Source organism: Microbacterium sp. CCH5-D1 (genome assembly GCF_001557335.1).
In the GTDB taxonomy this organism is placed as follows: Bacteria; Actinomycetota; Actinomycetes; order Actinomycetales; family Microbacteriaceae; genus Microbacterium; species Microbacterium oxydans.
Window position 1 is genome coordinate 1 of record NZ_LSJW01000052.1, and the last position, 1,388, is coordinate 1,388.

General features: G+C 70.2%; 3 protein-coding genes. 1 reads left to right on the forward strand and 2 read right to left on the reverse strand.

Going from position 1 to position 1,388, the window contains the following annotated elements; all coding sequences use genetic code 11:
• Both AX744_RS03270 and AX744_RS03275 read right to left on the reverse strand, forming a co-directional pair.
• The coding region (locus AX744_RS03270; protein ID WP_157543510.1) for a hypothetical protein at window positions 1-552 on the reverse strand (552 nt) is incomplete at its 3' end.
• The gene (locus tag AX744_RS03275) at window positions 552-809 is read right to left on the reverse strand and encodes a hypothetical protein (protein WP_061015386.1); all 258 of its coding nucleotides are present in this window, start codon (window positions 807-809) and stop codon (window positions 552-554) included. The genes AX744_RS03270 and AX744_RS03275, both read right to left, overlap by 1 nt.
• Window positions 810-953: 144 nt before the next feature.
• Here AX744_RS03275 and AX744_RS03280 point away from each other — a divergent pair.
• Window positions 954-1,388: low molecular weight protein-tyrosine-phosphatase (locus AX744_RS03280; RefSeq protein WP_061015387.1), on the forward strand; the 435-nt coding region annotated here is incomplete at its 3' end.

Sequence of the window (1,388 nt, forward strand, 5' to 3'; positions counted from 1 at the left end):
CCCATACCCCGAGGCGAGCCCGACCAGCGCCCCGACCAGGAACATCGGCGGCAGCATCCCACCCAGGTCGTACTGATCTCCGAGCCCTTCGAACCTCCGTCGCTCCCAGCCGGCGACCAGCCAGTCCGCCATCCGCCCCACGCGCTCGTCGTCGGCGATCATCTCGTCGGCCCGTGCGCGCACGTCGTTCGCCGCCGCGGCGTCGGTGAGGGCGAGCGCCTCGGCCTGTGCCCGCAGTTCCACCAGCTCGAATGCGTCGGCCATCAACAGCGTTCCCGTGCAGGCGTTCTCGATCTCCGCAGCGAGTCCACCGATCCGCTCGCCGCTGAGTCGCAGAGCGCCGATGTCGACGCGCAGCGCGGGAGCATCGGATGACGAGATCGCCTCCGCAGCGGTGACCACCGAATCCCGAGCCTCTTCGTATCGCGCCGCGACCGTCCGCAGGTGCGCGCCGACCTCGCGCAACTGCTCGGTGTCGATCGCGATCGCGCCGCCGTGGTCGATCTCCAGGACGCCGGCAACGGAGGCGTCGTGCGCGCGTGCGGCCCCCATCATTCCGATCCCTCCAGCTCCCACTGCCGGATCCGAAGACTCCCGAGCTGCGTTCCGGTGTCATCGCGTACCCGCGCGAGGAGTTCGTGGAGCGCGCGGAACCCCTCCGAGCTCCAGTCCGTCGCGTCGACGAGCGAGACCAGCACCGCTCCCGCCTCCTCCAGCGTCGTGATGGCATCACCGATCCCCCGGTGCGCGAAGGCCTGCCCCCACGACTGCGCGGATCCACCGGACTGCTCGGGTACGAACGAGTACATGGCTCCAGCATTCGGGATCGCGCTCCACGCGGGTCGCCCGGAATACGCAACCCGTGGACAGGTGGTCGCCCGCCCATGGTGTGCAGGGGCCGCGCGAGCAGGTTCGCGCTGTGCAGGACGGCCATGGGCGGGCAGAATGTATCTGTGACATCCCCGGATCCCTTCCGCGTGATCTTCGTCTGCACGGGGAACATCTGCCGCTCTCCCATGGCCGAAGTCGTCTTCCGCGACCTCGCCGAGCGGCAGGGACTCGGCCCGCGCATCGTCTCGCGCAGCGCCGGAACAGGCGACTGGCATCTGGGCGAGCGTGCCGATCACCGTACGATCGACTCGCTGGCGCGTCGCGGCTACGACGGCTCCCAGCACCGCGCCCGTCAGTTCACCGCGGCCGCCTTCGCCGACAACGATCTCGTCGTCGCGCTCGACCGCACGCACGAGCGCATCCTGCGGGAATGGGCCCACGACGAGGACGAGGAGGGGAAGGTCACCCTGCTGCTGGCCTTCGACCCGACGGCGACCACCCACGACGTGCCCGACCCGTACTACGCGGGCGCGTCGTGGGTGGTCGCCGTCGGGTCG